Origin of the sequence: Pseudoduganella namucuonensis, from assembly GCF_900116645.1 — a bacterium.
GTDB lineage: Bacteria > Pseudomonadota > Gammaproteobacteria > Burkholderiales > Burkholderiaceae_D > Rugamonas > Rugamonas namucuonensis.
Window position 1 is genome coordinate 1 of the sequence record NZ_FPBO01000009.1, and the last position, 20,883, is coordinate 20,883.

Here is a 20,883-nt window from a genome sequence, read left to right on the forward strand (position 1 = left end):
GGCTGGGCGATCCTGACCGAGGCGCTGGGCAAGAAGGTGCAGCTGGTGGGCGACGACCTGTTCGTCACCAACACCAAGATCCTGAAGGAAGGCATCCAGAAGGGCATCGCCAACTCGATCCTGATCAAGATCAACCAGATCGGCACCCTGACCGAGACCTTCGCCGCCATCGAGATGGCCAAGCGCGCCGGCTACACCGCCGTGATCTCGCACCGCTCGGGCGAAACGGAGGATTCGACCATCGCCGACATCGCCGTGGGCACCAACGCGCTGCAGATCAAGACCGGTTCCATGTCCCGTTCGGACCGCATGGCCAAGTACAACCAGCTGCTGCGCATCGAGGAAGACCTGGGCGACATCGCTTCCTACCCCGGCCGCGACGCGTTCTACAACCTGAAGTAACACAGCGACAAGCAAACAACGGCCGGGCTGTCCCGGCCGTTTTTCAGTTCCCATGCGCCTGATTACCCTCGCACTCGCAGCGCTGCTGCTGCTGATCCAGTACCCCCTCTGGCTGGGGAAGGGCGGCTGGCTGCGCGTCGCCGACCTGGAAGCCCAGGTGGAGGCCGCGCAGCGCAAGAACGCCGAACTGCAAAGCCGCAACGCCAAGCTCGATTCCGAAGTGCGCGACCTGAAGGACGGCACCGGCGCCGTCGAGGAACGCGCCCGCTACGAGCTGAGCATGATCAAACAGAACGAAATCTACGTGCAAATCCTCGGCAAGGGCCAGACCCAGCCGCAGGCCGCCACGCCGTCGCCCACCAAACCCTGATCCGTCAAGCGGGCTCTGCCCCATTTGGGGCCTGGCGGGGACGCCGAGGCCCCCAATGGGGCAGAGCCCGCCTGGGCGGCCGTTTTCCCGGAGGTCGCAAATGTTAGTCCGTGAACCTTGTGCGCTGGCGCTGGCCGGCGCCCTGATGCTGGCCGCGCCGCCCGCCAGCGCGCTGCAGCCGTCCGACGCCGAGGCGCTGGCGGGCGCGCCCGGCGTGTCCGCCACGCCGCTGAACACCGGCGGCGACGCCGCGCGCGACATCATGCGCCGCGCGCTGGACTTCGGCCGGGTGACCGTGGCGACCGTCAACGCCGCCGGCCGCTTGGAGCGCACCGGCGTCGCCAGCCGCGTGGAACAGGACGACGGCGCCGCCCCGCGGGACGAGCGCGGGCGCGATTTCGCCGGCGGCTACGTCGGCGGCGACATCGACCTGCGTTTCAACTTCGCCGCCTGGCGCCAGGCCTATGCCGTCGAGCGCCCCGGCGCCGATGGACGCCCAACGCGCGGCCTGCAATTCTTCGACGAGGCCGGCCGCGCCGTGTTCCAGCTGTCACTGAGGAACGAAGTGGTCGTGCCCCTGTTCGACAAACTGGTGGCCGATTTCCGCGCGGCGGGCCCCAGCGCGGCGCAGCCGCCGCGGCAGGCAGCTTCCGACCCGGCGGCCCCAGAGGCCGAGACCGCGCGGCAGCCGGAGGCGCCGGCGCGCCGCTTGGCGCCGGCGGCGGCCTGCCAACTGCTGGAGGAGGTCGGGAGACAAAGAATCGCCGTCGTCGTCACGCTGGGCAACGGCGCGGTCGAGCAGACTTATCGCGGAGCGTTTTCCAGCGCCGCGGCGTGCGGCGCGCAGGGTCCGGACGCCGGCGTGCAGCTGAAAGCGGACGCCATCCAGGGCGGCCAACTGCTGGAGCGCGCGGGCGTGAGCACGGTGCGGTTCTTCGACCGCGACGGCGATCCCGCGATCACCGTCACCGCGCCGCGCGCGCGCAACGGCGCCCAGGCGCCGGAATGGACCGCGCTGGTGCGCAAACTGCCGCCGGGCTGAGAACCGGGGCCACGCCGGATGCGCCAAGGGCGATCCGGCGGCGCCGGCTAGTGCTTGGCCCCGCTGGCCGGCAGCAGCGCCTCGGCCGGGTGGCTGGTGGCGAACAGCTGGGCACAGTCCACCTTGTCGTACTCGTAGTGCTGGCCGCAGAAATCGCAGTTGATGGCGACCGTGCCTTGCTCGTCCAGCACGCCTTCCACTTCCTGCTGGCCCAGCATCTTCAGCATGTTGCCGACCTTCTCGCGCGTGCAGCTGCAATGGAAGGTCGGATACACGGGGTCGAACACCCGGATGGTCTCTTCCCAGAACAGGCGCTGCAGCAGCACGTCGATGGTGGTGGACAGGATTTCCGCCTGTTTCAGGGTCGAGCCCAGCATCACGGCGCGGTTCCAGGTTTCCAGCGCGTCGTCGGCCGACAGCGGGGTCGCCTCGGCCTTGCCGCCGTGGTGGGGCAGTTTTTGCAGCAGCAGGCCGCGCGACACCTTGTCGTCCGCCGCCAGCCACAAACGGGTGTCGAGCTGCTCGGAGCGCAGCATGTAGTGCTCGATCACGGTCGCCACGTCGTCGCCGTCCAGCGGCACGATGCCCTGGTAGGGCCGCTGGCCCGGCACCTTCTCCGCCGGGTCCAGCGTGATGATGAAGCGGCCCTTGCCGTGCGCGTTCAGCAGCGTGGTCAGGCCGGCGTCGTCGGGGATGGCCATGTCCAGGTTCAGCTTGGCCGTGGCGCGCAGGCGCAGGTCGGCGTCGCACTCGACCACCAGCAGGCGCACCGGGCCGTCGCCGTGGATTTGCATGATGATGGAGCCGTTGAACTTCACGTTGGCCGACAGCAGGGCGGCGGCGGCCACCATTTCGCCCAGCACGCGCTTGACCGGCGCCGGGTAGTCGTGGCGCGCCTGCACCTCGCGCCAGGTCGCCGAGATGTCGATCAGCTCGCCGCGCACGGAGGCGTTGTCGAAGATGAATTTCTGCAGGATGTCCTGGCCGCCGGCCAGTTCTGGGGTGTTGCTCATGGTTTATCCTATTTTCTTGAGTTGCGACTTGTACTGCTGGCCGCGCTGCGCGTAGTTGGCGGCGCTGGCCAGCAGGCGCTCGGCGTCCTCCGGCGTCAGCGTGCGCACGGCCTTGGCCGGCGAGCCGATGATCAACTGGTTGTCCGGGAATTCCTTGCCCTCGGTGACCAGCGCGCCCGCGCCCACCAGGCAGCCCTTGCCGATGCGGGCGCCGTTCAGGATCACGGCCTGGATGCCGATCAGCGCGCCGTCGCCGATGGTGCAGCCGTGCAACATGGCCTGGTGGCCGATGGTGACGTTCTTGCCCACGGTCAACGGGTAGCCCATGTCGGTGTGCATCACCGTGCCCTCCTGCACATTGCTGTTCTCGCCGATGGTGATGCGTTCGTTGTCGCCGCGCAGGGTGGCGCCGAACCACACCGAGGCGTTCGGTTCTAGCGTGACCTTGCCGATCAGCGTGGCGTTGTCGGCGACGAAGGCGGATGCATCGATCTCGGGCGCGTGTTCGCCCAGCTGGTAGATAGTCATGGGAAGCCTTGTGAGGTTGGCGGGGTTGCGGAATGGCGCTATTTTACGCCGAGCCCGCGAAAACCCGGCAAAATGGCTGGGCACGGCGCTGGAAATCCATTTCGAACGACCGTGCTAAAATCATGTTTCCAGCCATCGAGGCCGGTATCGATGGCCGTATCAATGCTCGTTTCAATGTCCGTATATTGCGCCCCGGGCGCCACTTTCAAGGCTGCATCATGCACACACCTTCCCGATCCGAATTCATCGACGTGCGCGGCGTGCGCACCCACGTGCGCCACTGGGGCAGGGAGGGCGCGCCCAAGATTTTCATGGTGCACGGCTGGATGGACGTGTCGGCCTCGTTCCAGTTCGTGGTCGACAGCCTGCGCGGCGACTGGCACGTGATCGCCCCGGACTGGCGCGGCTTCGGCCTGACCGCGCGCCCACCGGTGGACACCTACTGGTTCGTCGACTACCTCGGCGACCTGGACGCCATCCTGCGCCATTACCAGCCGGACGAGCCGGTCAACCTGCTGGGCCACAGCATGGGCGGCAACGTGGTGGGCCTGTACGCGGGAGCGCGTCCGGCGCGCATCCGCCGCCTGGTCAACCTGGAGGGCTTCGGCATGCCCAGCACCACGCCGGACCAGGCGCCCCGGCGCTACGCGAAGTGGATGGACGAATTGCTGGTGCCGCAGGAGATGCGCGGCTACCCCACGCTGGACGACGTGGCCGCGCGCCTGCAAAAGACCAATCCGCGCCTGACCGACGCGCGCGCCGCCTTCCTGGCGCAGCACTGGTCGGCGCGCAACGAGCGGGGCGAGTGGGCCATCCTGGGCGACCCGGCGCACAAGCGCATCAGCCCGCTGCTCTACCACGTGGAGGAGGTGATGGCCTGCTGGCGCGCGATCACGGCCCCGGTGCTGTGGGTGGAGGCCACCCACACCAATATGTGGCTGTGGATGGGGCCGAAGGAGGAGGCGCGCGTGGAAATCGACCGCCGCCTGGGCCACCTGGCCAATGTGACGGCGAAGATGATGGACAACGCCGGCCACATGCTGCACCACGACCAGCCGGAGGAACTGGCGCGCATGCTGGAGGAGTTCCTGACCTGAGAGGCTGACACCGCCCCGGCCGCCGCCGCGCCATGATGGCGCGGCGCAGCGTACAATGGAGGCTTCGTTGCCTCAATACTATTGAACCTTGCGTATGCTGAAAGTAGACCTGCATTGCCATTCCAATGTCTCCGACGGCGTGCTGCCCCCGGCCAAGGTGGCCGGGATCGCGCGCGACGGCGGCGTGGACGTCTGGGCGCTGACCGACCATGACGAGGTGGGCGGCATCGCCGCCGCGCGCGTGGCGGCGGCCGAGCACGGCATGCGCTTCGTCACCGGCGTCGAAATCTCGATCACCTGGGCCAAGGAGACGGTGCACATCGTCGGCCTGCAGATCGACGAGCACAACCCGGACCTGGTGCGTGGCCTGGGCGCCACCCGCGCCGGGCGCGACCAGCGCGGCCGCGACATCTCCGCCCAGCTGGCCGCCGCCGGCGTGCCGGACGCCTACGAGGGCGCGCTCAAGTACGTGGGCAACCCGGACCTGATGTCGCGCACCCACTTCGCCCGCTACATCGTCGAACTGGGCATCTGCCGCAGCATCTCGGACGTGTTCAAACGCTATCTGTCCGAGGGCAAGCCCGGCTACGTGGAGCACCGCTGGGCGACGCTGGCCGAGGCGGTGCAATGGATCAAGGGCGCCGGCGGCATCGCCGTGATCGCCCATCCGGGCCGCTACAAGTTCAGCCCCACGGCCGAGGGTGCGCTGTTCGACGAGTTCAAGCAACTGGGCGGCACGGCGATCGAGGTCGTCACCGGCAGCCACACGCCGGACCAGTATCCCGAATACGCGCGGCTGGCCAAGCGCTACGGCTTCCTCGCCTCGCGCGGCACCGACTTCCACGCCCCGGGCGAGGCCCGCGTCGATTTCGGGCTGCTGCCGCCGCTGCCGGGCGACGTCATCCCCGTGTGGCATGACTGGTTCTGAATCCGGCTCTTGCATTTCCAGCCGGCGGGCCTTATCTATGACGCGGAAAAACCGGAGGTAGCCCTATGAAACGCATCGTCCTATTTATCGCCACCAACCTCGCCGTCATGGTGGTGCTGTCCATCGTGTTGTCGGTGCTGGGCATCGGCCGGCCCGGCTCGGGCGGCCTGCAGCTCGGCAACCTGCTGGCGTTTTCGCTGGTGGTCGGCTTCACCGGCTCCATCATTTCGCTGTTGATAAGCAAGCCCATGGCCAAGTGGAGCACCGGCGCGCGCGTGATCGACGCGCCGGCCAACGCCACCGAGCAGTGGCTGGTGGCCACCGTGCACGGGCTGGCGCAGCGCGCCGGCATCGGCAATCCCGAGGTGGCCGTGTACGACGGCGAGCCCAACGCCTTCGCCACCGGCGCCTTCAAGGATTCCGCGCTGGTGGCCGTGTCCACCGGCCTGCTGCAGTCGATGAACCGCGACGAGGTCGAGGCCGTGCTCGGCCACGAGGTGGCCCACATCGCCAACGGCGACATGGTGACCATGACCCTGATCCAGGGCGTGGTGAACACCTTTGTCGTGTTCCTGGCGCGCGTGGTCGGCTTCTTCGTCGACAACATGCTGCGCGGCCGCGATTCCGAACGGAGCAACGGCGGCGGCATCGGCTACATGGTCACCGTCGTGGTCTGCGAGATCGTGTTCGGCCTGCTGGCCTCGCTGATCGTGGCCTGGTTCTCGCGCCAGCGCGAATTCCGCGCCGACGCCGGCTCCGCCCAGCTGCTGGGCAGCAGCGTGCCGATGCAGCACGCGCTGGCCCGCCTCGGCGGCCTGGAGCCGGGGGCGCTGCCGCAGAACCTGACGGCCTCCGGCATCACCGGCGGCGGCGGCTGGTCGGCCCTGTTCTCCACCCACCCGCCGATGGAAGAACGCATCGCGGCCCTGCAGCAACTTTCGCGCTAAGCGTCCCCACCTTCATATGAGTCAATACTTCCAGGTCCATCCCGTCAACCCGCAGGCGCGGCTGATCAAGCAGGCGGCGCAGATCATCCACGGCGGCGGCATCGTCGCCCTGCCCACCGATTCCTGCTACGCGCTGGTGTGCCACCTGGACGACAAGGCGGCGGTCGAGCGCCTGCGCCGCATCCGCGGCATCGACGAGAAGCACCATTTGACCCTGCTGTGCCGCGACCTGAGCGAAATCGGCGTCTACGCGCGCGTGGACAACAAGCAGTTCCGCCTGCTGAAGGCGGCCACGCCGGGACCGTTCACCTTCATCCTGGAGGCCACGCGCTGCGTGCCGCGCCGGCTCAGCCACCCGTCGCGCAAGACCATCGGCCTGCGCGTGCCGGAGAACGCCATCGTCGAGGCGCTGCTGGCCGAGTTGCAGCAGCCGCTGCTGGGTACGACCTTGATCATGCCGGGCGACGACGAGCCGCTCACCGACCCGGACGCCATCCGCGAGCGCCTGGAAAAGCAGGTCGACCTGATCGTCGACGGCGGCGCCTGCAGCTTCGAGCCGACCACCGTGGTCGACCTCAGCGGCGCCGAGCCGGAACTGGTGCGCCAGGGCCGCGGCGATCCCGCCGTGCTGGGCCTGTAAGCCCGCCCATCCCCCCATCCACCCTCCCGCCGGGCCGGTTTCGCCGGTCTGGTAGAATTTTACCTATGAACGATTTCAGCCAAACAGTGCAGACCGTCGCGGTGTACGCGATCCCCGTCCTATTCGCCATCTCCCTGCACGAGGCCGCGCACGGCTATGTGGCCCGCTACTTCGGCGACCCCACCGCTTCCCAGCAGGGCCGCCTGAGCGTCAACCCCATCCACCACATCGACCTGTTCGGCACCATCATCCTGCCGCTGATGCTGTACTGGAGCATCGGGATGCCGTTCGGCTACGCCAAGCCGGTGCCGGTGGACTACAGCCGGCTGCGCAATCCCAAAAAACAGATGGGCTTCGTGGCCGCGGCCGGTCCGGCCGCCAACTTCCTCATGGGGCTGGCCTGGACCGCCGTGTTCGTGCTGTTGCACGCGATGGAGGTGAGGGAGCCCTTCCTGCTGGGCATGGCCAAGGCCGGCATCCTGACCAACGCCGTGATGTGCGTGTTCAACCTGCTGCCGGTGCCGCCGCTGGACGGCGGCCGCATCGTCACCGCCATGCTGCCCAACGACCTGGCGCGCCCGTTCGCCCGCATCGAGCAGTACGGTCCCTTCGTGTTCATCGGCCTCATCATCCTGATGTACACCGGCATCCTCAGTGCGCTGCTGGGCAATCTGGTCAACATGATGGTGTCGCTGTTCGCCACCCTGGTGCTGCCGCTTAACATACTCTTGAACTGACCGCCATGTATCCCGACCGTGTCGTATCCGGTATGCGTCCCACGGGCGCCATGCACCTTGGCCACTACCATGGCGCCCTGACCAACTGGGTCAAAATGCAGGCCGAGCAGCCCTGCCTGTTCTTCGTGGCCGACTGGCACGCGCTGACCACGCATTACGACGACCCGTCCGTGATCGAGCGCAGCACCTGGGACATGCTGGTGGACTGGCTGGCCGCCGGCATCGACCCGTCGCAGGCCACGCTGTTCGTCCAGTCGCGCGTGCCGGAGCACGCCGAGCTGCATCTGCTGCTATCCATGGCCACGCCGCTGGGCTGGCTGGAGCGGGTGCCCACCTACAAGGACCAGATCGAGAACCTGGCCAACAAGGATCTCGCAACGTACGGCTTCCTCGGCTATCCGCTGCTGCAGGCGGCCGACGTGCTGATCTATCGCGCGACCCAGGTGCCGGTGGGCGAGGACCAGGTGCCGCACATCGAGATGATGCGCGAGATAGCGCGCCGTTTCAATCATTTGTACGGCAAAGAGAAGGGTTTCGAGGAGAAGGCGCAGGACGCGGTGAAACGGCTGGGCAGCAAGCGCGCCAAGCTGTACACCGAGCTGCGCACCCAGTTCCAGCGCGACGGCGACGACGAGGCGCTGGAGCAGGCCAAGGCCATGCTGGACGACGCCCACAGCCTGTCGATGATAGACCGCGAACGCCTGTTCGGCTACCTGGAGGGTAGCCGCAAGCTGATCCTGGTGGAGCCGCAGGCCAAGCTGACGGCCTCGTCCAAGCTGCCCGGCCTGGACGGGCGCAAGATGTCCAAGAGCTACGGCAACGCGATCGCGCTGCGCGAGGACCCGGCGGCGGTGACCAGGAAGATCCGCACCATGCCGACCGATCCGGCCCGCGTGCGCCGCACCGACGCCGGCGATCCTGCGCGCTGCCCGGTCTGGCAGTTCCACCAGGTGTATTCGGACAACGCCACCCAGGAATGGGCGGTCAAGGGTTGCCAGTCGGCCGGCATCGGCTGCATCGAATGCAAGCAGCCCGTCATCGACGCCATCATCAAGGAGCAGGAGCCCATGCATGAGCGGGCCCAGCCTTACCTGGACGACCCGTCGCTGGTGCGCGCCATCGTCGCCGATGGCAACGACGCGGCCCGCAAACTGGCCCAGGAAACCATGCGCGACGTGCGCGAAGCCATGGGACTCAGCTATTCATGAACACGAGCGTACATATGAGCGATCATCAACTGGAGTCGATTTCCCCCTGGGTGCGGCGTTTCGCGCCCCTGATCCCCAGCGGCGAGGTGCTGGACCTGGCCTGCGGCCGGGGCCGCCACTCGCGCCACCTGGCCGCGCTGGGCCACGCCGTGGTGGCGGTGGACCACAACTCCGATTCCCTGCTGGAGGCGGCCGGCCCGGACATCGTCACCTCCCAGATCGACCTCGAGGCGGACGACGCCGTCTGGCCCTTCGGCGAGCAGCGCTTCGCCGGCATCGTGGTCACGAATTACCTGCACCGGCCCCTGATTGCGGCTATGCTGGGCAGTCTGGCGCCCAATGGCGTCTTGATTTATGAAACTTTCTCCGAAGGCAACGGCCAGTTCGGCAAACCGTCGAACCCGGCCTTCCTGCTGGCGCCGGGCGAACTGCTGGCGTGGGCCGCGCAGCACGGGCTGCGCGTGGTGGCCTTCGAGGATGGACGGGTGGACGGTCCGAAACCGGCGCTGGTGCAGCGCGTGTGCGCGGTCAAGCCGGAGTTCCCGCGCGTGGCGGCGCTGTTGCCGTCATTTTAATCCGTGAATATCTGTGAATATATGGGATACGCGCGCCGCGACGCACCACTCCGGCGGGCTATCGTCTACAATCGTTGTTTTATCTTACTGTTTTGATTTCCTATGATTAAGGGCAGCATAGTAGCAATTGTCACCCCGATGCACGCAGACGGCAGTCTGGACTATCCGGGTTTGAACAAGCTGATCGACTGGCACATCGCCGAGGGCACCGACGCGATCGTGATCGTCGGCACCACGGGCGAATCGGCCACCGTCACCGTTGAAGAGCATTGCGCCCTGATCAAGGCCGCAGTGGACCACACCAAGGGCCGCATCCCCATCATCGCCGGCGCCGGCGGCAACTCGACCGCCGAGGCGATCAAGCTGACCCGCTACGCCAAGGACGCGGGCGCCGACGCCACGCTGCAGGTCGTGCCCTACTACAACCGTCCGACCCAGGAAGGCATGTACCAGCACTTCAAGGCCATCGCCGAGGCGGTGGACCTGCCGGTGATCCTGTACAACGTGCCGGGCCGCACCGTGGCCGACATGAGCAACGAGACCATCCTGCGCCTGGCGGAAGTGAAGAACATCATCGGCGTGAAGGACGCGACCGGCAACATCGGCCGCGGCCTGGACCTGCTGCGCCTGGCGCCGAAATCGTTCGCCGTCTATTCCGGCGACGACCCCACCGCGATGGCCCTGATGCTGGCCGGCGGCAAGGGCAACATCTCGGTGACCGCCAACGTCGCGCCGCGCGCCATGCACGAGCTGTGCAAGGCCGCCATGGAGGGCGACGTCGCCAAGGCCGTGGAAATCAACAACAAGGTCTTCCCGCTGCACCTGAAGCTGTTCGTCGAGCCGAACCCGCTGCCGGTGAAATGGGCGCTGACCGAAATGGGCATGATGCCTGCCGGCATACGCCTGCCGCTGGTGCCGCTGGCTGCCGAGTACCATGAGACCGTGCGCGGCGCGCTGCGCGAAGCCGGCCTGATCAACTAAGTCCCGCCCGGCGGAACTTCCTTTCCAGTAAAACATGACTATTCGCAAGACAGCATCCATGACCCCGCAGCGCGGCCTGGCACTCGCCGCACTGACCGTCAGCCTGACCGGCTGCGGCATGATCGGCTCGGTGATCGGCACCGACAAGGTGGACTATAAATCGGCAAAGAAGGCCAGCACCCTGGACGTTCCGCCGGATTTGACGCAATTGCAGAAAGATAACCGCTATTCGCTGCCGGACAGCAAGCTCGGCGTGGCGACCGCCTCCGGCTACAACGCCCAGCGCGCCGGTGCGACCGGCGCCGCCGCCGTGGCGGCCCCGTCGGCGGGCGCCAACGCGGTGGCCGCCACCGGCGCGGGCGGCGTGAAGGTCGAGCGCGCGGGCAACCAGCGCTGGCTGCTGGTCAAGCAGACGCCTGAAAAGCTGTGGCCGCAGCTGAAGAGCTTCTGGGAAGAGTCGGGCTTCACGCTGGCGCTGGACGCGCCGGCGGCGGGCATCCTGGAAACGGAATGGAACGAGAACCGCGCCAAGATCCCGCAGGACTTCATCCGCAGCACGATCGGCAAGGTGTTCGACGGCCTGTACGGCAGCGGCGAGCGCGACAAGTACCGCACCCGCCTGGAGCGCCTGCCGGACGGCTCCACCGAGATCTACATCAGCCACCGCGGCGCGCAGGAAGTGATCACCGGCGCCCAGAAGGAAAGCACGGCGTGGACCGCGCGTCCGAACGACCCCAACCTGGAGGCGCTGTTCCTGGCCAAGCTGATGACCAAGCTGGGCGGCAGCCAGGACGAGGCCCAGGCGCGCACGGCGGTGGACAACGCCATCGTGCAGCCGCAGCACGCCTCCATCAAGGGCGCCGGCGCCGAGCGCATCGTGGAAACCGACGAGGGCTTCGACCGCACCTGGCGCCGCGTCGGCCTGGCGCTGGACCGCGCCGGCTTCACCGTGGAGGACCGCGACCGCACCCAGGGCGTTTACTTCGTCCGCTACGTGGACCAGGACGCCGGCATCACGAAGGGCTTCTTCTCCAAGCTGTTCAGCTGGGGTTCGTCGGAGAAGGACAAGGAAGCACAGCGCTACCGCATTTCGGTGAAGGCGGGCGAGGGCGCCACCAGCAAGGTCGCCGTGATGGGCAACGACGGCAAGCCGGAAACCTCGGCCACCGGCGAAAAGATCCTGACGTTGCTGCACGAACAGCTGAAATAATCGCGTGTTCGGCGCCGATTCGGCGCCAATGTTAAAAAAACCGGCTTCGGCCGGTTTTTTATTTAACACCTGCTTGGGCTACAGGCGTAAAAAAACCGGCCGCGGCCGGTTTTTTTAATTCCAACCGACTGATTACTTCGCTGGAGCGGCGGCAGCGGAAGCAGCCGAAGCGGCAGCGGAAGCAGCCGAAGCGGCGGCCGAAGCGGCAGCGGCAGCGTCGGTGGCGGCGGAAGCGGCGGCAGCAGCAGCGTCAGCGGCTGGAGCGGCGGCAGGAGCGGCTGCTGGTGCAGGAGCAGCAACTTCAGGGGTGGCTACTGGAGCGGCAGGAGCTTCTTCTTTTTTGGAGCAAGCAGCCAGAGCAACGGCCAGCAGGGAGGCGATCAGCAGGGATTTTTTCATGGGTTTTCCTTAATTAGTTCACAAATAATAAACACAAATGTTGCGATGAATAATTACCGGTAATTATCGCTCATTAGGGCGTCTTCGCAGGTCTTTCGTACCACAGGGTGCCTGACAGACAACAAAAACTTCCTAACCCAATATTATAGCGATTTTTGGTGCGTCGCAATAGCGAATCAAGCCGTTTTCACAATATTTTGCGTTAGCGCAATAATTGCTTCTACAGCCATTTGCTAGCATCCGCGCCGAACACCGGCATCGTCGAACAGCAGCATTCTACAACGATAACACTTAGAGTCCAGTAGTTCCCGCGTGCAGTCCCGGTATCGTTTCGGCCCAGATCGCGGCGAATCGCTCGCAGTTGTCCTGTGTTTCGGCTTCCGAGCCGTACACCGCGACGCCGCGCATGTGGTCGGCGTGGAAACGGCGCACCAAATGGCGGCGGTCGGCGACGCAGAAGGAATCGGTCAGCAGCCGCAGATTGGGGGGCGTCAGCCGGCACTCGATCAGATGGGTGTAGTCCTTCAACAGGCGCAGGAAGCGCGGCGCGTTGCGCTCCAGTTCCGCGTTGGAGTGGGCCACCAGCTCCAGCCTGCCGTGCCGCGCCAGGAAGGCGCGCAGCAGCGCGTCCACCCGGGAGCTGCCCAGCTCCCAGGTGGCGAAGTCGGGATCGAACACCTGCAGCGTGTGCCGCGCCCTGGAGAAGCAGTCGCGCAACTGCTCCTGGAACGCCGCCCGCGTGTCGAAGGGCCGCGTCTGCTTTTCCGTGGTGTCCGGTTCCATGATCGCTCCTTACGCGAATTCCAGCCAGCCGTCCGTGTACCAGGCGTACAGCGCGTCGACCACGTCGTCGGACGCGCCGGCCACGGCCGCGCCGTCCAGCATGCGCTGGTTGGCCAGCGCCACCAGCGCGGCCCGGTCGGCGCGGCCGATGGCGAAGGACTCGCCGTTGATGAAGATATGGCCGCCGCGGTACAGCATCTGCGTCTTGCGCGACAGCGCCACGCCTTTTTTCGTCGCCGACTGGAGGAAACGCTCTAAAGTGAGCGGCTTCGCCGGGCCGGTGAAGAAAACGTTGTGTTTGGGTTCGGACAGGTACTCGCCCAGGAAGATGGTGATGTCGTCCTCCGTGAAGCGCACCTTGTTCAATTCCTCGGCGATGGTGTCCAGCATGTGGCGCGGGATCTCGGCCGGCTTGGCGGTCGCCTCCAGCGCCGGATCGGCGTAGCGGCCCGGCAGGTCGATCGAATCGGCCATGAACTGCAGGAAGTTCTCGCCCAGCTCCTGGTAGGACGGCGAGCGGAAGCCGATCGAATAGGTCTGGCAGTCGCCGATGGCGACGCCGTCGTGCGCGTAGTGCGGCGGCAGGTACAGCATGTCGCCCGGCTCCAGCACGAACTCCTCGTCGGCCTCGAAATTGCTCAGGATCTTGAGCGGCAGGCCCTCGACCAAACTCAGGTCCTTCTGCGCGCTGATGCGCCAGCGGCGCTGGCCCTGCGCCTGCAGCAGGAACACGTCGTAGGAATCGAAGTGCGGGCCGACGCCGCCGCCGTCGGTGGCGAAGCTCACCATCAGGTCGTCCAGGCGGGCGTCCGGCACGAAGCGGAACTGGCGCAGCAGCGCGTCGGCGCGCGCGTCCTGCAGGTTCACGCCCTGCACCAGCAGGGTCCAGGCTTGCTGCGCGCGCGGCGGCAGTTCGGCCAGCGGGCCGTATTGCATGTCCCAGCCGCCGTCGGTCAGCGTGACCAGGCGGGACTCCACGTAATTCTGTTTCGCCAGCTCGGCCAGCTTCTCGAAGGGCAGCAGCGGCTTGAAGCCGGGGATGGCTTGCCGTATCAATAATGGTTTCTTGTGCCAGTAATCGCGCAGGAATTGCGCGGGCGTGATGTCGCCCAGGAGAGGTAGTTTTTTCATACCCCATTATAACTGGCGCTCCGTTGCCGCATTCCGTGAGAGGGTATAATCTGCCAGCTTAAACAAGAAAGGAAGCCATAATGAAGATCGCCAAGAACACCGTCGTGACCGTGAACTACAAACTGTCCGACGCACAGAACAACCTGATCGAAGACGGTCGCCAACCTATGGTCTACCTGCACGGCGGTTACGAAAACACGCTGCCGAAAATCGAAGAAGAATTGGACGGCAAGGAAACGGGCTACGAGTCCACCATCCAGATCGAGCCTGAGGACGCCTTCGGCGACTACGACGCGGCCCTGGTGAAGGTCGAGCCGCGCAACCGCCTGCCCGAGCCGCTGGAAGTGGGCATGCAGTTCGAAGGCATGCCGGACGGCGACGACGGCGAGGAGGAGGCCATGATCTTCACCGTGACCGAAATCGCCGACGACAAGGTGGTCCTGGACGGCAACCACCCGCTGGCCGGCATGGCCCTGCGCTTCGAACTGAAAGTGGTGGACGTGCGCGCCGCCACCGACGAGGAAATCGCCCACGAGCACGTGCACGGCGCCCACGGCCACCACCATGGCGACGACGAGGGCGACGAGGGCGACGAGTTCCGCTCGCACCCGATCCACTAAGCAAACCGATATACCGCCGTTCCCGCGCGAGCGTGAACGGCGGCGTTCAAGGCGCCGCGCCGTCGTCCTTCAAGGCGAACAGCTGCGCGCCGCCCGGCTCCACCCTCACCACTTCCCATTCCATCCCCAGGCCCAGGTGGCCCAGGTTGCCCTTCCAGGCGATGGCGGGCGCGGTCTTCGCATCCCCCTGGCTGTCGACCAGCAACACCTTGCCCTTGAACTTCTCCGCCAGCGCGCGCACCTGCTTGCGCACCGGGGCGAAGCCGTCCTTCTTCGCCGAGAATCCGTCCAGCAGCGAGAAACCGTCCTCCGTGTGCGCGCCGATGTCGCCGTCCGAGAACAGCACCACGCCGGCCAGGGCCCGCCGCTGCGCCATGGCGAACAGGCGGTGCAGCCAGGCGCGGTTGGCGACCAGCCGGTCCTCGTACTCGCCGTTGCGTCCCGCCGCCTGCAGGTAGCGGTTGTTGTCGGCGGGGAGGTTCAGCGTGGCGAACAGCACGCCGCCGTGTTCCCAGTAGGCGTTCTCGGCGTAGGCGCGGAATTTCGCCGTGGCGGACAAGCGCGTGAGCTCGACGCGGCGCGCGCCCAGCGACTGGTTGTCCGGATAGAAGACCTCGCGGATGCGGTTCAGGCGCTCGACCGCGTTCGAGCGGGCCAGCGAATTGCGGCATTCGCTCCAGTCGCTGCCGGCCGGGGAGACCACCAGCGGCCGCGGAGAATCGTCCAGTATTTCCCTGCGCCGCGCGTACAGCCTGTCGCTGCAAGGCTCGCCCTCGGCCTTGATGCCGGTGGCGACGATGAACACCGGCTTTTCCTGGTTCACCTCCGCGATGGCGCGCTTGAGCAGGCCCTCGTCGGAGCCCGCCTTGAACGGATGGCCGATCACGCCGAACTGGAAACCCTTGGGCCCCCTGCCGCCCTTGTCGGCGGCGCACGCCGGCGCCAGGGCCAGCGCCGCCGTCAGCAGCAGCACCGTGCGGCGCATCATGCCAGCGCCGGCTCCGCGAGGCGTTTCAGCTGGTACAGGCGCTCCAGCGCCTCGCGCGGCGTCAGCGCGTCCGGATCGAGTCCGTCCAGCGCGTCGAGCAGGGCGCGCATGGCCGGGCTTTCCTCGGCGGCCGGCGCGGCGTGCGCGTCATGCCGCGGCGCCTCCTCGTCGTTCGCGTCCACCGCCGGCGCGGCGAACAGGTCCAACTGCGGCGTCGCGTCCAGCGCCTGCGCCTCCAGGCGCGCCAGGTGCTTGCGGGCGGCCTTGATCACCGTGCCGGGCACGCCCGCCAATTGAGCCACCTGCAGGCCGTAGCTCTGCGACGCGGGGCCGCTCTGCACCGCGTGCAGGAACACGATGCTGTCCTTGTGCTCCACGGCCGACAGGTGCACGTTGGCGGCGGTTGGATGGCTTTCCGGCAGCTGCGTCAGTTCGAAATAGTGGGTGGCGAACAGCGTGAAGCTGCGGCTGGTGTCGATCAGGTGGCGCGCGATGGCCCAGGCCAGCGCCAGGCCGTCGAAGGTCGAGGTGCCGCGGCCGATTTCATCCATCAGCACCAGCGAGTGCTCGGTGGCGCCGTTCAGGATGGCGGCCGCCTCCGTCATCTCCACCATGAAGGTCGAGCGGCCGCCGGCCAGGTCGTCGGTCGCGCCGATGCGGGTGAACACGCGGTCGATCGGGCCGATCACCGCGCTGGCGGCCGGCACGTAGCTGCCCACGTAGGCCAGCAGCGTGATCAGCGCCACCTGGCGCATGAAGGTCGATTTACCGCCCATGTTCGGCCCGGTGATCAACAGCAGGCGGCGGTCGTTGACGAAGCGGCAGTCGTTGGCGATGAAGCGCTCGATCTGTCCCTCCACCACCGGATGGCGGCCCTCGACGATGTTGACGCAGGGCTCTGCCACCAGTTGCGGCGCGCACCAGTTGTGGCGCAGCGCGTGGTCGGTCAGCGCGGTCAGCGTGTCCAGCTGCGCCAGTCCCTGCGCGATGGTCTGCAGCGCGCCGATGAAGGGCGCCAGGTCCGCCAGCAGCTGGTCGTACAGGATCTTCTCGCGCGCCAGCGCGCGGTCCTGCGCCGACAGCGCCTTGTCCTCGAAGGCCTTCAGCTCCGGCGTGATGTAGCGCTCGCAGTTCTTCAGGGTCTGGCGGCGGCGGTAATCGTCCGGCACCTTGTCGGCCTGGCCGTTGGTCACCTCGATGTAGAAGCCGTGCACGCGGTTGTACTCCACGCGCAGGTTGGCGATGCCGGTGCGGGCGCGCTCGCGCGTCTCCAGGTCCACCAGGTACTGGCCCGCGTTCTCCGACAGGCCGCGCAGCTCGTCGAGCTCCGGGTCGAAGCCGCGCGCGATCACGCCGCCGTCGCGCACCATGGTCGCCGGCTCCTCCATCACCGCGCGCTGCAGCAGGTCCAGGCAGGCGTCCGGCGTGGCCAGCGCGCCGTGGATGGCGGCCAACAGGGATTCCGTGTCCTGGCCTATGCTGCGCAGCATGGAGTGGCGCAGCATGGGCAGCTGTTTCAGGCCGTCGCGCAGGCTGGCCAGGTCGCGCGGACGCGCCGACAGCAGCGCGATGCGCGTGGTGATGCGTTCGATGTCCGGCACCTGCGCCAGCGTGTGCGACAGCGCGCCGGTGGCGTCGGCCTGCGCCAGCGCGGCGATGGCCTGGTGGCGCGAGCGCGCCACGTTCTGTTCGCGCCTGGCGTGGTGCAGCCAGTGGCGCAGCAGGCGCGACCCCATCGCCGTGCGGCAGTGGTCCAGCAGCGAGAACAGGGTGGGCGACTCCTGGCCGCGGATGGTCTCCGTCAGTTCCAGGTTGCGGCGCGTGGCCGCGTCCAGGCCGATGAATTCCGATTCCGTTTCCGTCGACAGGTTGCGCACGTGCTGCAGGCCGCGGCCCTGGGTCGACTGCGCGTAGCGCAGCAGCGCGCCGGCCGCGCCGAAGGCCGCGCCCAGGCCGTCCGCGCCGAAGCCGGTCAGCGTCGCCACGCCCAGCTGGTCCAGCAGCGCCTTGTGGCCGCTCACCACGTCGAAGTGCCAGTCCGGCACGCGGTTCACGTGGCAGGGCGGGGCGTCCTCGAACAGCTCCGCGTTGTCGCCGCGCAGCATCTCGGCCGGCGCGATGCGCTCCAGCTCCTGCTGCAGGCGGGTCGACACGGTGCGGCTGTCGCCCGAGAACTCCATCAGGCGCAGCGAGCCGCTCGCCAGCGACAGCCAAGCCAGGCCCGCCGTCACCACCTTGCGCTGGCTGATCATGCACATGGCCAGCAGCGGACGCTCGGCCTTCTCCGGCAGCAGGTCCGAATCGGTCAGGGTGCCCGGCGTGACCACGCGCATCACCTTGCGTTCGACCGGCCCCTTGCTGGTGGCCGGATCGCCGATCTGTTCGCAGATCGCGCAGGACTCGCCGATCTTGACCAGCTTGGCCAGGTAGCCCTCCAGCGAGTGGAAGGGCACGCCCGCCATCTTGATCGGCTGGCCGTTGGCCGAGCCGCGCGCCGTCAGCGTGATGCCGAGGATGCGCGAGGCCTTCTCCGCGTCCTCATGGAACAGCTCGTAGAAGTCGCCCATGCGGTAGAACACCAGCATCGTCGGATGCTCGGCCTTGATGCGCAGATACTGTTGCATCATCGGGGTGACCTTTTCGGTCGGGCCGTTCTTGACGGCGGCGGCGTTGATTTCGGTAGGGACGGTGGTCATTGGATACGTGTCGATAAAGCGGACTGGAGCGGCGGCGCACGGCGGCGCGGATAAGGCCGACATTTTACCGCTTTCGCAAGATCGCGCCGAATACATCTTCGCGGGGCAATGGCTTGATGCCATAAATTAGCGGTCTGGGGCGGGCGGCCACTGCCGGGCGACATTCACGAGGGCCAGCACGCGAACGGATTCACCATACACTTCGTAGACCAGCCGGTAGCTCTCGTGCGGGATCAGTTCTCGTGTGCCCGGAACCTTGCCTGCATGGCCGAGATAGGGGAAATCGGAAAGTTTCGCTGCGGCCCTTGCGAACAAATCATCCATTCTGGCCGCCGCCACTGGATTGTCCTCCGCAATGTATTCCATGATATCGCCCCGGTCCTGCTCGGCCTCGGGCGACCATACGATTTTCATTTTTTACCTGATCGCAGCAGCTCCGCGCGGCGCGCCGCGAACCGTGCCTCGACCTCGTCATTGGCACGTCCGAGTCCGGCGTCGAGGGACGCCCGCGCGGCATCCACCTTGGTCTGCAGGAACGCGTCATACTCACGCGCCTCGCGCTGCCGCTGGATGAATTCGCGCATCATTTCGCGAACGATCTGCGACGCCGGCCGATGCGTGGCCGCAGCTTCGGCCATGAAGGCTTCCCGCAATTCGGCTTCGAGTTTCATGGTGAAAATAGCTTCCTTCGACATCTGTGGCTCGCAACGTGGCAGGTATGGTTAAAGTATATACCTTGTCCGCACCATGCCGTAAAGACCGGCTCCCAGGCGTTTTGCGCTACCATTGCCATACGGGCGGCCTGAGCCGTCGCCCGCCTCGATTCAACAGGACGACAGGACACCTTCGATGCACCGGTTTTTCAGATTGGCGGGATGGGCCGCGCTGTGCCTCGGCTCGGCGGCCTGCGCGGCGGACCCGGTGACCATCGTTTCCTCTGAAAACGCGCCCTTCGCCTACACCGACGCCCGCACCGGCAAGGTGGCCGGCGTCACCACCGACATCCTGGCCGCCGTGTTCAAGCGCGCCAACATCGCCTACGCGGCGGAGATCTATCCCTGGGCGCGCGCCTATATGATGGGCAAGTCCAACGCGGACACCTGCGTGTTCCCCGTCACCCGCCTGCCCGAGCGCGAGGCGCTGTTCCAGTGGGTGGGGCCGCTGTCGGTGAACACCTGGGTGCTGTTCGCGCGCGCCGATTTCAGCTCCCGGCTGGAAGGCCTGGAGGACTTGCGCTCCCAGCACATCGGCGGCCTGCTCGAGGACGGGCCGTCGCAGTACCTGAAGGCGCAGGGCCTGAACGTCGAACTGGTGGGCGACAACAAGCACAACATCCGCAAGCTGGCGGCGGGCCGGCTGACCCTGTGGGCCACGGGCCTGGAGCGGGGCCGCATCCTGGCCGAGGAAATGGGCGTGACGGGCTTGAAGCCGGTCTTCTTGCTGCGCGAGGTCGACCACTACATGGCTTGCCATCCAGGCATGCCGCCGGCCACCATGGCGAAGCTGAACAAGGCGCTGGAATCCCTGCGCGGCGAAGGCGCGCTGAAGGCCATCGCGGCGCAGCACGAATCGAAACGCCTGCTGGGCAAGTCCACCCAGCCGCCCGGCGGCGGGGAGCGCGCCCGCCGCTAGACCGGCGTGGACGGCAACGCGCGCAGCCAGTCGAACACCAGCTGCACCGACGGCGTGCGCGGCGCCAGCGTCGAGCGGGTCAGCCACAGCGTCGGCAGCGGCAACGTCGGCACCTGCTCCAGCGCGCACACGCGCCCGGCCGCCAGCGCGCTGTCGGCGGCCAGCCGCGACACCAGCGCGATGCCCAGTTCCTGCTCGGCGGCCGACAGCAGCAGCGCCGTGTCGTCCACCGTGATGGCGCGCCGCGGCGTCAGCGCGTGCGCGTCCATCCACGGCGCCCATTCGGGCCGCCGCTCGTCCAGGATCAGCGGCGCCCGCGTCAGCACCTCTGGGAAGGGCAGGGCGCGCAGGCGCCGCGCCGTCTCCGGCCCGCACACGGCCAGCGCGGCGTCCCGCAGCAGCGGCACGGACTGCATGTCGTCCGAGCGCAATTCGCGCTCCGAGATGATGAGGTCGACATCGAGCCGGTCGATCTCGTGCAGCTCGTCCCTGGTGGACAGCCACACCTCCAGCGCCGGGTAGGCCAGGCGCAGCTCGCGCGCGCGCGCCATCAGCCAGCCGCCGGCCAGCGCCGGGCCGCAGGCCAGGATCACGGAATCGGGATTGCGGTAGGGCTCGATGCGTTCGCGGCCGTCGCGCAAAGTCTTCAGCGCGCTGGCCACGGTCTGGCTGAACAGCTCGCCGGCCGCCGTCAGCTTCACGCCCCGTCCCGCCCGGCTGAACAAGGCCTGGCCGACCCAGGTTTCCAGGTTCAATATCTGGTGGCTGATGGCCGACTGCGTCAGCGACAATTCCCGCGCCGCGCGCGAGAAACTGCCCAGCGCGGCGGTGGCCTCGAACGCGAGCAGGCTTTGCAGGGGAGGCAGGCGCTTGTGCATGGTATTAAAAAATCTAATGGGTGGGCCAATATCGTTCATTTTACATCGCGCGGCAACGGGCGGAGAATCATGGTTGCG

At 67.1% G+C, this 20,883-nt stretch carries 23 protein-coding genes and 1 pseudogene; 14 read left to right on the top strand and 10 right to left on the bottom strand.

Translation table 11 applies throughout. The features are described 5' to 3' along the window. The 3 genes and pseudogenes from eno to BM436_RS11525 form a co-directional block, all read left to right on the top strand. Positions 1-402: pseudogene (gene eno, locus BM436_RS11515) on the top strand (phosphopyruvate hydratase); the annotation flags it as partial. A 52-nt stretch (positions 403-454) separates the two neighbouring features. Then, positions 455-772 carry a cell division protein FtsB gene (gene ftsB, locus BM436_RS11520; protein WP_093555671.1) on the top strand — a complete coding sequence of 106 codons (318 nt, stop codon included), beginning with the start codon at positions 455-457 and terminating at the stop codon, positions 770-772. Positions 773-872: 100 nt separating this feature from the next. Then, complete coding sequence (locus BM436_RS11525; protein WP_177307138.1) at positions 873-1,814, top strand: ChuX/HutX family heme-like substrate-binding protein; 942 nt, start codon at positions 873-875, stop codon at positions 1,812-1,814. A gap of 47 nt (positions 1,815-1,861) precedes the next feature. Here BM436_RS11525 and hslO read toward each other — a convergent pair whose 3' ends face one another. Together hslO and BM436_RS11535 are read right to left on the bottom strand one after the other, a co-directional pair. Continuing rightward, on the bottom strand, positions 1,862-2,827 hold the full coding sequence (hslO, locus tag BM436_RS11530; RefSeq protein WP_093555673.1) for an Hsp33 family molecular chaperone HslO: 966 nt from the start codon (positions 2,825-2,827) through the stop codon (positions 1,862-1,864). A gap of 3 nt (positions 2,828-2,830) precedes the next feature. Then, complete coding sequence (locus BM436_RS11535; protein ID WP_093555674.1) at positions 2,831-3,355, bottom strand: gamma carbonic anhydrase family protein; 525 nt, start codon at positions 3,353-3,355, stop codon at positions 2,831-2,833. Between the two features lie 218 nt (positions 3,356-3,573). Between BM436_RS11535 and BM436_RS11540 the strand changes: the two genes are divergently transcribed. The 9 genes from BM436_RS11540 to bamC all read left to right on the top strand — a co-directional run bounded on the left by BM436_RS11540 (position 3,574) and on the right by bamC (position 11,678). Beyond that, positions 3,574-4,452 (top strand): alpha/beta fold hydrolase, encoded by an 879-nt coding sequence (locus tag BM436_RS11540; protein ID WP_177307140.1) that lies wholly within the window; start codon positions 3,574-3,576, stop codon positions 4,450-4,452. A 94-nt stretch (positions 4,453-4,546) separates the two neighbouring features. Then, a complete protein-coding gene (locus BM436_RS11545) occupies positions 4,547-5,380 on the top strand; it encodes a 3',5'-nucleoside bisphosphate phosphatase (RefSeq protein ID WP_093555675.1) in 834 nt (277 codons plus the stop codon). Between the two features lie 65 nt (positions 5,381-5,445). Beyond that, entirely contained in the window at positions 5,446-6,327 is an 882-nt protein-coding gene (gene htpX, locus BM436_RS11550; protein ID WP_093555676.1) for a protease HtpX, read from the top strand. 16 nt (positions 6,328-6,343) lie between these two features. After that, positions 6,344-6,967, top strand: coding sequence for an L-threonylcarbamoyladenylate synthase (locus tag BM436_RS11555; RefSeq protein ID WP_093555677.1), 624 nt, complete (start codon positions 6,344-6,346; stop codon positions 6,965-6,967). Positions 6,968-7,032: 65 nt separating this feature from the next. Then, on the top strand, positions 7,033-7,704 hold the full coding sequence (locus BM436_RS11560; protein ID WP_093555678.1) for a site-2 protease family protein: 672 nt from the start codon (positions 7,033-7,035) through the stop codon (positions 7,702-7,704). A 5-nt stretch (positions 7,705-7,709) separates the two neighbouring features. Further along, positions 7,710-8,912 (top strand): tryptophan--tRNA ligase, encoded by a 1,203-nt coding sequence (locus tag BM436_RS11565; protein WP_093555679.1) that lies wholly within the window; start codon positions 7,710-7,712, stop codon positions 8,910-8,912. A gap of 14 nt (positions 8,913-8,926) precedes the next feature. Next, complete coding sequence (locus tag BM436_RS11570) at positions 8,927-9,487, top strand: class I SAM-dependent methyltransferase (protein WP_093555680.1); 561 nt, start codon at positions 8,927-8,929, stop codon at positions 9,485-9,487. Between the two features lie 102 nt (positions 9,488-9,589). Then, on the top strand, positions 9,590-10,468 hold the full coding sequence (gene dapA, locus BM436_RS11575) for a 4-hydroxy-tetrahydrodipicolinate synthase (RefSeq protein WP_093555681.1): 879 nt from the start codon (positions 9,590-9,592) through the stop codon (positions 10,466-10,468). A gap of 58 nt (positions 10,469-10,526) precedes the next feature. After that, positions 10,527-11,678, top strand: coding sequence for an NlpB/DapX family lipoprotein (bamC, locus tag BM436_RS11580; RefSeq protein ID WP_229490035.1), 1,152 nt, complete (start codon positions 10,527-10,529; stop codon positions 11,676-11,678). 132 nt (positions 11,679-11,810) lie between these two features. Here the strand turns inward: bamC and BM436_RS11585 are convergent, their stop codons facing one another. The 3 genes from BM436_RS11585 to BM436_RS11595 all read right to left on the bottom strand — a co-directional run bounded on the left by BM436_RS11585 (position 11,811) and on the right by BM436_RS11595 (position 13,991). Beyond that, positions 11,811-12,077, bottom strand: a complete 267-nt coding sequence (locus BM436_RS11585) for a hypothetical protein (RefSeq protein WP_093555683.1) — start codon at positions 12,075-12,077, stop codon at positions 11,811-11,813. A gap of 291 nt (positions 12,078-12,368) precedes the next feature. Beyond that, positions 12,369-12,860, bottom strand: a complete 492-nt coding sequence (locus BM436_RS11590) for a DUF7931 domain-containing protein (protein ID WP_093555684.1) — start codon at positions 12,858-12,860, stop codon at positions 12,369-12,371. A 9-nt stretch (positions 12,861-12,869) separates the two neighbouring features. Further along, entirely contained in the window at positions 12,870-13,991 is a 1,122-nt protein-coding gene (locus BM436_RS11595; RefSeq protein WP_093555685.1) for a ribosomal protein uL16 3-hydroxylase, read from the bottom strand. Between the two features lie 80 nt (positions 13,992-14,071). Between BM436_RS11595 and BM436_RS11600 the strand changes: the two genes are divergently transcribed. Then, positions 14,072-14,611: an FKBP-type peptidyl-prolyl cis-trans isomerase gene (locus BM436_RS11600; RefSeq protein ID WP_093555686.1), complete on the top strand. Its 540-nt coding sequence runs from the start codon at positions 14,072-14,074 to the stop codon at positions 14,609-14,611. A 46-nt stretch (positions 14,612-14,657) separates the two neighbouring features. Here the strand turns inward: BM436_RS11600 and BM436_RS11605 are convergent, their stop codons facing one another. The 4 genes from BM436_RS11605 to BM436_RS11620 all read right to left on the bottom strand — a co-directional run bounded on the left by BM436_RS11605 (position 14,658) and on the right by BM436_RS11620 (position 18,966). After that, positions 14,658-15,599 (bottom strand): hypothetical protein, encoded by a 942-nt coding sequence (locus tag BM436_RS11605; RefSeq protein WP_093555687.1) that lies wholly within the window; start codon positions 15,597-15,599, stop codon positions 14,658-14,660. After that, positions 15,596-18,295 (bottom strand): DNA mismatch repair protein MutS, encoded by a 2,700-nt coding sequence (mutS, locus tag BM436_RS11610; RefSeq protein WP_093555688.1) that lies wholly within the window; start codon positions 18,293-18,295, stop codon positions 15,596-15,598. The genes BM436_RS11605 and mutS overlap by 4 nt, the downstream gene beginning before the upstream one ends. A 126-nt stretch (positions 18,296-18,421) precedes the next feature. Continuing rightward, positions 18,422-18,709 (bottom strand): type II toxin-antitoxin system RelE/ParE family toxin, encoded by a 288-nt coding sequence (locus BM436_RS11615; RefSeq protein WP_093555689.1) that lies wholly within the window; start codon positions 18,707-18,709, stop codon positions 18,422-18,424. Then, on the bottom strand, positions 18,706-18,966 hold the full coding sequence (locus tag BM436_RS11620) for an antitoxin of toxin-antitoxin stability system (RefSeq protein WP_443094102.1): 261 nt from the start codon (positions 18,964-18,966) through the stop codon (positions 18,706-18,708). Before BM436_RS11620 ends, BM436_RS11615 begins: the two co-directional genes overlap by 4 nt. 178 nt (positions 18,967-19,144) lie before the next feature. Between BM436_RS11620 and BM436_RS11625 the strand changes: the two genes are divergently transcribed. After that, positions 19,145-19,927 (top strand): substrate-binding periplasmic protein, encoded by a 783-nt coding sequence (locus BM436_RS11625; protein ID WP_093555691.1) that lies wholly within the window; start codon positions 19,145-19,147, stop codon positions 19,925-19,927. On the opposite strand, the gene BM436_RS11630 is transcribed toward BM436_RS11625, so the two are convergent. Further along, positions 19,924-20,805 carry a LysR substrate-binding domain-containing protein gene (locus tag BM436_RS11630; RefSeq protein WP_177307142.1) on the bottom strand — a complete coding sequence of 294 codons (882 nt, stop codon included), beginning with the start codon at positions 20,803-20,805 and terminating at the stop codon, positions 19,924-19,926. The genes BM436_RS11625 and BM436_RS11630 overlap by 4 nt on opposite strands. Positions 20,806-20,883: the final 78 nt, after the last annotated feature.

Coding starts and splice junctions, on each gene's coding strand:
- BM436_RS11600 (WP_093555686.1), top strand. CDS start 14,072: ATGAAGATCGCCAAGAACACCGTCGTGACCGTGAACTACAAACTGTCC.
- BM436_RS11555 (WP_093555677.1), top strand. CDS start 6,344: ATGAGTCAATACTTCCAGGTCCATCCCGTCAACCCGCAGGCGCGGCTG.
- BM436_RS11540 (WP_177307140.1), top strand. CDS start 3,574: ATGCACACACCTTCCCGATCCGAATTCATCGACGTGCGCGGCGTGCGC.
- BM436_RS11595 (WP_093555685.1), bottom strand. CDS start 13,991: ATGAAAAAACTACCTCTCCTGGGCGACATCACGCCCGCGCAATTCCTG.
- BM436_RS11615 (WP_093555689.1), bottom strand. CDS start 18,709: ATGAAAATCGTATGGTCGCCCGAGGCCGAGCAGGACCGGGGCGATATC.
- mutS (WP_093555688.1), bottom strand. CDS start 18,295: ATGACCACCGTCCCTACCGAAATCAACGCCGCCGCCGTCAAGAACGGC.
- BM436_RS11590 (WP_093555684.1), bottom strand. CDS start 12,860: ATGGAACCGGACACCACGGAAAAGCAGACGCGGCCCTTCGACACGCGG.
- dapA (WP_093555681.1), top strand. CDS start 9,590: ATGATTAAGGGCAGCATAGTAGCAATTGTCACCCCGATGCACGCAGAC.
- BM436_RS11535 (WP_093555674.1), bottom strand. CDS start 3,355: ATGACTATCTACCAGCTGGGCGAACACGCGCCCGAGATCGATGCATCC.
- BM436_RS11605 (WP_093555687.1), bottom strand. CDS start 15,599: ATGATGCGCCGCACGGTGCTGCTGCTGACGGCGGCGCTGGCCCTGGCG.
- ftsB (WP_093555671.1), top strand. CDS start 455: ATGCGCCTGATTACCCTCGCACTCGCAGCGCTGCTGCTGCTGATCCAG.
- bamC (WP_229490035.1), top strand. CDS start 10,527: ATGACCCCGCAGCGCGGCCTGGCACTCGCCGCACTGACCGTCAGCCTG.
- BM436_RS11620 (WP_443094102.1), bottom strand. CDS start 18,966: ATGAAACTCGAAGCCGAATTGCGGGAAGCCTTCATGGCCGAAGCTGCG.
- BM436_RS11585 (WP_093555683.1), bottom strand. CDS start 12,077: ATGAAAAAATCCCTGCTGATCGCCTCCCTGCTGGCCGTTGCTCTGGCT.
- htpX (WP_093555676.1), top strand. CDS start 5,446: ATGAAACGCATCGTCCTATTTATCGCCACCAACCTCGCCGTCATGGTG.
- BM436_RS11570 (WP_093555680.1), top strand. CDS start 8,927: ATGAGCGATCATCAACTGGAGTCGATTTCCCCCTGGGTGCGGCGTTTC.
- BM436_RS11560 (WP_093555678.1), top strand. CDS start 7,033: ATGAACGATTTCAGCCAAACAGTGCAGACCGTCGCGGTGTACGCGATC.
- BM436_RS11630 (WP_177307142.1), bottom strand. CDS start 20,805: ATGCACAAGCGCCTGCCTCCCCTGCAAAGCCTGCTCGCGTTCGAGGCC.
- BM436_RS11625 (WP_093555691.1), top strand. CDS start 19,145: ATGCACCGGTTTTTCAGATTGGCGGGATGGGCCGCGCTGTGCCTCGGC.
- BM436_RS11525 (WP_177307138.1), top strand. CDS start 873: ATGTTAGTCCGTGAACCTTGTGCGCTGGCGCTGGCCGGCGCCCTGATG.
- BM436_RS11565 (WP_093555679.1), top strand. CDS start 7,710: ATGTATCCCGACCGTGTCGTATCCGGTATGCGTCCCACGGGCGCCATG.
- BM436_RS11545 (WP_093555675.1), top strand. CDS start 4,547: ATGCTGAAAGTAGACCTGCATTGCCATTCCAATGTCTCCGACGGCGTG.
- hslO (WP_093555673.1), bottom strand. CDS start 2,827: ATGAGCAACACCCCAGAACTGGCCGGCGGCCAGGACATCCTGCAGAAA.